Source organism: Brachybacterium sp. NPDC056505, assembly GCF_042794925.1.
GTDB classification, from domain to species: domain Bacteria; phylum Actinomycetota; class Actinomycetes; order Actinomycetales; family Dermabacteraceae; genus Brachybacterium; species Brachybacterium kimchii.
Genome location: NZ_JBHTSV010000004.1, coordinates 217,832 through 225,705 on the forward strand (window position 1 = coordinate 217,832; position 7,874 = coordinate 225,705).

Genomic DNA, 7,874 nt, shown 5'->3' on the forward strand with positions numbered 1-7,874 from the left:
GTCGGGCCGACGGGGTCCGGCGGCGCGGGGGCGACGGGTGGTCCGTCGGCGGGGATGCCGACGGAGGGGTCCGACGGCGGGCCGACGGCCCCGGGGCGCCGGGGCGGACCGAGCGGTCACGCCACCGGGATCCGGGGCCGTCGGGGTCGGCGGGCAGCGGCCCGCCGAAGGGATCAGCCGAGGTTCTGGGGCGAGGCGTCGGACTCGACGGTGATCTTGCCGTCGATGATGTCCTGCTTGAGCCCGTCGACCTCCTTCTTGAGGTCGGCGGGGACCTTCGAATCGAGGTCGTGGTACGGCGCGAGGTCCACGCCGCCGTTCTCGAGGGTGCCGACGTACGGCTCGTTCTCGAACTTCCCGCCGGCCGCGGACTTCGTGACGTCCTCGACGGAGTTCGCGATGCCCTTCTGGACCGAGGTGAGGATGAGCTTCTTGGCGTCCCCGTCGGTCACGGACTCGTAGCCGTCGGAGTCAACCCAGATGACGTAGCGGTCCTTGCCCTCCTTGGCAGAGGCCAGGGTCCCGGAGCCGACGGGGCCGGCGACGGGCATGACGATGTCGGCGCCCTGGGAGTAGAAGCTGTCGGAGAGGGCCTTGCCCTTGGACTGGTCCTCGAAGTTGCCGGTGAAGGAGCCCTTCTGGGTCTTCTTGTCCCAGCCCAGCAGCTTGACGTCCTTCTTGTGGACCTCGTTGTACTTGGCGACGCCGTCGGCGAAGCCGTCCATGAAGATGGTGACCGTCGGGATCTGCATGCCGCCGTAGGTGGCGACGGTGCCGGTCTCCGAGGTGCCCGCGGCGACGTAGCCGGCGAGGTAGGCGGCCTGGGCGGTGTCGAAGGAGAGCGGCTTGACGTTGTCGACCTCGATCGCCTTGCCGTCCTCGTCCTGCGCGGTCGAGTCGATGATCGCGAACTCGACGTCGGAGTTCGCCTTCGCGGCGGTGCCGGTCGCGGGGGCGAGCAGGAAGCCGACGGTGAAGACGAGGTTGCAGTCGCCGGTGACGAGGTTGTCGATGTTCGTCGAGAACTGCGAGGGATCGGTGGACTCCGCGGTCTGCGTCTGGATCTTCAGATCCGATTCGGCCGTCTTCAGACCGTTGTAGCCGGACTCGTTGAACGACTTGTCCTCGAAGCCGCCGGAGTCGGAGACCATGCAGGCCTTGAAGTCGGAGGAGGCGGCCGAGCCGCCGCCGTCGCTGCCCGAGGATGCCTCCTCGGGGGCGCTGCCGCAGGCGGCGAGGGCGAGGGCGCTGACGCCGAGAAGGGCGAGGGAGCGGGACAGGTTCTTCAACGGGTCCTCCGGGGATTCGGGCGGAAGGGATGTCGCCGGTGCTGCGACGCGGTGGTGCACTGCTGCGGTGCGCTGCGACGAGGGATGAGAAGCGGGGTGGCCCGAGCGAGGGCGATCGCTCGCGGGCCGCCGGGAGAGGGATGGGAGAAGCTCCCGTGCCCCGATCGTCCACGTCCGGGACGCACGGCGTTCACAGTAGCCGTCGCCTGCATCACACGATGCCCGATCCGTCCCCTGTGCCCGAACCGTTATCAGACCGTGCCCGTGCGCGCATCCCGCGTCCGCGGGGTGAGGCGCGCAGGGGCCCCCGCGGGGCTCCCACAAGGCGCCGCCGGAGGGTTCTCAGGCGAGCGGCGCGTCCCGCAGCAGGCAGACGTGGGCGAGCACGTCCGCACCGATCGTGATCGCCCGCTCGTCGACCGTGAAGTCACCCATGTGCAGGTCGTAGGTGCGACCGCCCGGGGTGCGCGTGCCCAGGCGCGCGAGGGCGCCCGGCACCTTCTCGAGGTACCAGGCGAAGTCCTCCCCGCCGAGGGACTGGCGGGCGGTGTCGAGCTGGTCGCGGCCGCGCACGCGCACCACGGCCTCCTCGAGGAAGCGCACGCTGAGCGGGTCGTTGGAGACCGGCGGCACGCCGCGATCGTGCTGGACGGTCACGGTCACGCCCCACATGCGGGCGATCTCGCCCAGGAGCTCCTCGAGCAGCTCCTCGGCGCGGTCCCAGGCGTCGTGGTCGAGGCAGCGCAGGGTGCCCTCGAGGACGCCCGACGAGGGGATCGCATTGAACGCGGAGCCCGCGTGGATCGAGCCCCACGTGAGGTTCACGCCGCTGCGCGGGTCCATCCGCCGGCTGAAGGCCGCGGGCACCTGGGTGACGATCTGTCCGAGCGCGTAGATGAGGTCCTGGGTGAGGTGGGGCCGGGAGGTGTGGCCGCCGGCGCCGCGCACCTCGATGCGCACGGGATCGGTGGCCGAGGTGATCGGGCCGGGCTTGAGTCCGACGTGCCCGACGTCGACGCCGGGGTCGCAGTGCAGCGCGAAGATCGAGTCGATGCCGTCGACGACCCCCTCGCCGATGAGCTCGAGCGCGCCGCAGGGATGGCGCTCCTCGGAGGGCTGGTAGACCAGGCGCACCGTGCGGCGCAGGGCGCCGGCGTCGGCGACCCGCACGAGGGCCATGGCGGCGCCGAGCACGGCGCTCATGTGGACGTCATGGCCGCAGGCGTGGGAGACGCCCTCGACCTCCGAGCGGTAGTGCACGCTCGTGAGCTCCGGGATGCCGAGTGCGTCCATGTCCGCGCGCAGCGCGATCGGGGCGAGGTCGGGGTCGGAGCCCGGGATGTCGCAGATCAGCCCGGTGCGGGGCATGCGCACCGGGGAGAGTCCGAGATCGCTGAGATGGGCGGCGATGACGTCGGTCGTCGCGTGCTCCTCGTGGCTCAGCTCGGGATGGCGGTGCAGATGCCGCCGCACCTCCCGCAGCTCGTCGCCGCGCTCGATGAGGGTCCGACGGATCAGCCCGTCCTCCCCCAGCATCGTGCGCACCTGCTCCTCGACATCGCTGTCCACGACCTCGTCCGCCCTTCCCCTCGTCCACTGCGCGTCCGCCGCGCCGTCCGTCCGCCTCAGCGCAGATCCGCGAGGCCCTCGTCCTCGAGCCCGGCGACGAGCTCGGCGAGGTCGCGGGCACCGGAGTCGGCGGCGATCAGGAGCACGTCATCGGTCTCGACGACGCTCAGACCATCCACGCCGACCAGTGCGATCGGACGCTGCGACGAACCGTACACCGTGGCCCGCGCACGCCGATCGATCGTCCGGGCGCCGCCGACGACGACCACGTCGCGCGCCTCCGCGTCCCCCGCCCGGCGCAGCTGCCGGGCGAGCGCCGCGAAGTCGCCGACGTCGTCCCAGTCGAGGTCCGCGGGGACGACGGCGACCCTGCCCTGCGCGGCCAGCGGCTCGGCCAGGGCATGGTCGATCGCGATGCTCGTGAGCGTCGGCCACACCTCCTCGAGCACCCGGTCGGCGACCCGGTCGTCCGATGCCTCGCCCGCCGCCTCCCGGATCCGCGCGGCGGCGATCCGGCGCACGCCCGCGGCGAGCGGAGGGATCTGCGCGGCGAGGGCGTCGAGCAGCTCGCGGGCGCCCGCGACGAAGATGCCCGCGTTCCAGAGGTGACGCCCGCCGGCGAGGTATCGGGCCGCGCGCTCGGCGTCGGGCTTCTCGACGAAGCTCGCGACGCGCTGCGCGCCCGTGCCCGCGAGGGACGGGAGGGCTCCGTCGCCCCCGGCCCCGTCGTCGTCGACGCCCTCGACGGGGGCCCCGTCGGCCCTCTCGATGTAGCCGAACCCCGTGGCGGGGCGGGTGGGCTCGATGCCGATGGTCACGAGGTACCCGCGGGCGGCCGCGGCACGCGCGGCGGCGATCGCGCAGGTCAGTGCGGCCTCGTCCCCCACCAGGTGGTCCGCCGGGAAGGAGCCGATCACGGCGTCGGGGTCCTCGGCCTCGGCGAGGGCGGCGGCGAGAGCGATCGCGGGCATCGAGTTGCGCGGAGAGGGCTCGCACAGGATGCGGGGGCCGGCGCCGGGCGCGCGCGATCCGAGCTGCGCGGCGACGGCCTCCGCGTGGCGTGCGCCCGTGACCACGATCGCGGGACGATCGGCCGAGGGCCCGACGCGGGCGAGCGTCGCCTGCAGCAGGGAGCGCCCCTGCCCCAGCGGGTCCAGGAGGAACTTCGGCCGGTCGGCGCGTGAGAGTGGCCACAGGCGGGTGCCCGCACCCCCGGCGGGGACCACGGGGACGAAGGGACGCACAGGGGCCGCCGTCCGGCCCGGGTCGTGTCCTGACACCTGGTCAGGAACCTCCCGGAGTGCTGTCAGCGGGTCGTCGTGGGATGCGGCGCTCGGCATGGCGCCCAGGGTATCCGGGGTGTCGGCCGTCCCCGTCGCGACCTGCGGCGGTGCTACTGTGGCAGAGCCCCACGCCGGGCACGATGAGGACGTCGTCGTGGTCACGGGCGCTGGCCCGTGGGCACCGAGGCCCCACCTGGACTGCGCAGGTCGGAGCCGCCCGGCACACACCAGTACAAGTCGGAGGAATCCGTGGCATCAGCAGAGGCCGGGACGCTCTATCGCGGCGGCGAGGGCATGTGGTCCTGGGTCGCGCATCGCATCTCGGGAATGCTCATCTTCCTGTTCCTGATCGTGCACGTCATGGACACCGCCCTCGTGCGCGTGTCCCCCGAGGCCTACAACGAGGTGATCGGGCACTACAAGACGATCGTGTTCGGGCTCGGAGAGATCGGCCTGGTGGCCGCGATCTGCTTCCACGCCCTCAACGGCATCCGGGTGATCCTCGTGGACTTCTGGTCCCAGGGCGCCCGCCGCCAGCGCGCCCTGTTCTGGGGCGTCGTCGTGGTGTGGGTGCTGCTCATGATCGGCTTCGTGCCCCGCCAGCTGGGCCACATGTTCGGATGGTGGTGACCTGATGACCGCGACCAAGATCCCCGAGCCCCGCACGCGCTACGCGCGCACCGGTCGGCGCGGCGTGAACGCGGAGATGCTCTCGTGGCTGTTCATGCGCTTCTCCGGCGCCATCCTCGTGATCCTCGTGTTCGGCCACCTGTTCGTGAACCTGTGGCTGGGCGAGGGCGTGCAGCGCATCGACTTCGCCTTCGTCTCCGGCAAGTGGGCCAATCCGTTCTGGCAGACCTGGGACCTGCTCATGCTGTGGCTGGGCATGTTCCACGGCGGCAACGGCGTGCGCACGATCATCAACGACTACGCGCGCTCCTCGACGCTGCGCCTGGTCCTGAAGGTTCTGCTGTACGTCGCCGTGGTCGTGACCGTCGTGCTCGGCACCCTGGTGATCTTCACCTTCTCGCCGTGCCCCGCGGGCGCCGACCCCTCGCTCCTGCCCTCCATCTGCTCCGAGTGATCCTGGAGACCCCCTGACATGCAGATCCACACCTACGACGTGGTCATCGTCGGCGCCGGCGGCGCGGGAATGCGCGCGGCCCTCGAGTCGGGCCCCCGCGCCCGCACCGCCGTGATCACGAAGCTCTACCCCACCCGCTCCCACACCGGCGCCGCCCAGGGCGGCATGTGCGCCGCCCTCGCGAACGTCGAGGAGGACAACTGGGAGTGGCACACCTACGACACCGTCAAGGGCGGCGACTACCTGGTGGACCAGGACGCCGCCGAGGTCATGGCCAAGGAGGCCATCGACGCGGTGCTCGACCTCGAGAAGATGGGCCTGCCCTTCAACCGCACGCCCGAGGGCCGCATCGACCAGCGCCGCTTCGGCGGTCACACCCGCGAGCACGGTGAGGCGCCCGTGCGCCGCTCCTGCTACGCGGCGGACCGCACCGGCCACATGATCCTGCAGACCCTCTACCAGAACTGCGTCAAGCAGCACGTGGAGTTCTTCAACGAGTACTACGCGCTGGACGTGCTGCTCACGGGCGATCCCCGCGAGGACGAGAACGTGCGCGCCGCCGGCATCGTGGCCTACGAGCTCGCGACCGGCGAGATCCACATCTTCCGCGCCAAGTCGGTCGTGTTCGCCACCGGCGGCTTCGGCAAGATGTTCAAGACCACCTCGAACGCCCACACCCTCACGGGCGACGGCCCGGCGATGGCGCTGAACCGCGGCATCCCCCTCGAGGACATGGAGTTCTTCCAGTTCCATCCGACGGGCCTCGCGGGCCTGGGCATCCTGCTCTCCGAGGCGGCCCGCGGCGAGGGCGGCATCCTGCGCAACTCCAACATGGAGCGGTTCATGGAGACCTACGCGCCGACGCTGAAGGACCTCGCGCCCCGCGACGTCGTCGCCCGCGCGATGGCCAACGAGGTCCGCGAGGGCCGCGGCTGCGGTCCGAACAAGGACTACGTGCTGCTGGACCTCACGCACCTCGAGCCCGCGCACATCGACGCGAAGCTCCCGGACATCACCGAGTTCGCGCGCACCTACCTGGGCGTCGAGCCCTACACCGAGCCGGTGCCCGTCTTCCCGACGGCCCACTACGGCATGGGCGGCATCCCGACGAACATCATGGGCGAGGTGCTGCGCAACGAGCACGACGTGATCCCCGGGATGTACGCGGCCGGCGAGGTCGCCTGCGTCTCCGTGCACGGCGGCAACCGCCTGGGCACGAACTCGCTGCTCGACATCAACGTCTTCGGGAAGCGCGCGGGCGTCGCCGCCGCCGAGCACGCCCAGCAGGTCGAGCTCGCCGAGCTGCCCGAGGGCGTCGAGACGCCCGTCGTCGAGCTGCTGCAGCGCCTGCGCGACCGTCCCGCCACCGAGGACCGCGTGGCCGACATCCGCAAGGACCTGCAGGAGACCATGGACGCCAACGTCCAGGTGTTCCGCACCGACGAGACCTGCCGCAAGGCCCTGTCGGACATCACCGAGCTCAAGAAGCGCTACGAGACCGTGGCCGTGCAGGACAAGGGCCTGCGCTACAACCTCGATCTCCTCGAGGCCGTCGAGCTGGGCTTCCTGCTCGAGCTCGCGGAGGTCGTCGCGCTCGGCGCCCTCGAGCGCAAGGAGTCCCGCGGAGGCCACTTCCGCGAGGACTTCCCGAAGCGCGACGACGTCAACTTCCTCGCGCACACCATGGCCTACAAGACGCTCGACGGCGAGGGCCTGGAGGGCACGGACATCGTGCTCGGCACCAAGGAAGTCATCATCACCCGCTACGAGCCGAAGGAGCGCACGTTCTGATGACTGCTGTCGCAGAGAGGACCGACGCCGAGCCGCAGGCCCAGGAGATCCCCTCCTTCGAGGTCACGCTCAAGATCAACCGCTTCAACCCCGACGCCGAGGGCAAACCCAAGCCCTACTGGCAGGAGTTCACCGTCACCATGCACGGCACCGACCGTGTCCTCGACGCGCTCCACGAGGTGAAGTGGCACCTGGACGGGTCGCTGACCTTCCGCCGCTCGTGCGCGCACGGCGTGTGCGGCTCCGATGCCATGCGCATCAACGGCCGCAACCGCCTGGCCTGCAAGACCCTGCTGAAGGACCTGGACATCTCCAAGCCCATCACGGTCGAGCCGATCAAGGGCCTCCCGGTCGAGAAGGACCTCATCGTCGACATGGAGCCCTTCTTCGACGCCTACCGCGAGGTCATGCCGTTCCTCGTGGCCGAGGGCCAGGAGCCCAGCCGCGAGCGCCTCCAGAGCGCCGAGCAGCGCGAGGTCTTCGACGACACCACCAAGTGCATCCTGTGCGCCGCGTGCACCTCGTCGTGCCCGATCTTCTGGACCGACGGCCAGTACTTCGGTCCGGCCGCGATCGTGAACGCGCACCGCTTCATCTTCGACTCGCGCGACGACGCGGGCGAGCAGCGTCTGGAGATCCTGAACTCCAAGGAGGGCGTGTGGCGCTGCCGCACCACCTTCAACTGCACCGAGGCGTGCCCCCGCGGCATCCAGATCACCAAGGCGATCGCCGAGGTCAAGCAGGCGGTCATCCGCGGCCGCGTCTGACCGCGCGTCCGCGTCTGAACCGTAGGCCCTCGGGCCGCCGCGCACCACGGAGAAGGGAGCGTTCCGTGCCATGGACCAGCGTCCATGGCAC

7 protein-coding genes are annotated in these 7,874 nt (G+C 70.9%); 4 read left to right on the forward strand and 3 right to left on the reverse strand.

Going from position 1 to position 7,874, the window contains the following annotated elements; all coding sequences use genetic code 11:
• Positions 1 to 173: 173 nt before the first annotated feature.
• From ACFQ53_RS05000 to ACFQ53_RS05010, 3 genes are all read right to left on the reverse strand, one after another.
• Complete coding sequence (locus tag ACFQ53_RS05000) at positions 174 to 1,289, reverse strand: BMP family protein (RefSeq protein ID WP_249479188.1); 1,116 nt, start codon at positions 1,287 to 1,289, stop codon at positions 174 to 176.
• A 342-nt stretch (positions 1,290 to 1,631) separates the two neighbouring features.
• Positions 1,632 to 2,858, reverse strand: a complete 1,227-nt coding sequence (locus ACFQ53_RS05005) for an amidohydrolase (RefSeq protein ID WP_377856187.1) — start codon at positions 2,856 to 2,858, stop codon at positions 1,632 to 1,634.
• A 56-nt stretch (positions 2,859 to 2,914) separates the two neighbouring features.
• Positions 2,915 to 4,198 carry a mannose-1-phosphate guanylyltransferase gene (locus ACFQ53_RS05010; protein WP_377856190.1) on the reverse strand — a complete coding sequence of 428 codons (1,284 nt, stop codon included), beginning with the start codon at positions 4,196 to 4,198 and terminating at the stop codon, positions 2,915 to 2,917.
• A 192-nt stretch (positions 4,199 to 4,390) separates the two neighbouring features.
• Here ACFQ53_RS05010 and sdhC point away from each other — a divergent pair, with 192 nt between their 5' ends.
• Genes sdhC through ACFQ53_RS05030 form a run of 4 tightly spaced genes read left to right on the forward strand, consistent with a single transcriptional unit; the run spans position 4,391 to position 7,783 of the window.
• The gene (sdhC, locus tag ACFQ53_RS05015; protein ID WP_152354434.1) at positions 4,391 to 4,771 is read left to right on the forward strand and encodes a succinate dehydrogenase, cytochrome b556 subunit; all 381 of its coding nucleotides are present in this window, start codon (positions 4,391 to 4,393) and stop codon (positions 4,769 to 4,771) included.
• 4 nt (positions 4,772 to 4,775) lie between these two features.
• Positions 4,776 to 5,225, forward strand: coding sequence for a succinate dehydrogenase hydrophobic membrane anchor subunit (locus ACFQ53_RS05020; RefSeq protein ID WP_152354435.1), 450 nt, complete (start codon positions 4,776 to 4,778; stop codon positions 5,223 to 5,225).
• Between the two features lie 18 nt (positions 5,226 to 5,243).
• Complete coding sequence (gene sdhA / locus ACFQ53_RS05025) at positions 5,244 to 7,016, forward strand: succinate dehydrogenase flavoprotein subunit (RefSeq protein WP_377856195.1); 1,773 nt, start codon at positions 5,244 to 5,246, stop codon at positions 7,014 to 7,016.
• Entirely contained in the window at positions 7,016 to 7,783 is a 768-nt protein-coding gene (locus tag ACFQ53_RS05030; protein ID WP_152354437.1) for a succinate dehydrogenase iron-sulfur subunit, read from the forward strand. Before sdhA ends, ACFQ53_RS05030 begins: the two co-directional genes overlap by 1 nt.
• Positions 7,784 to 7,874: the final 91 nt, after the last annotated feature.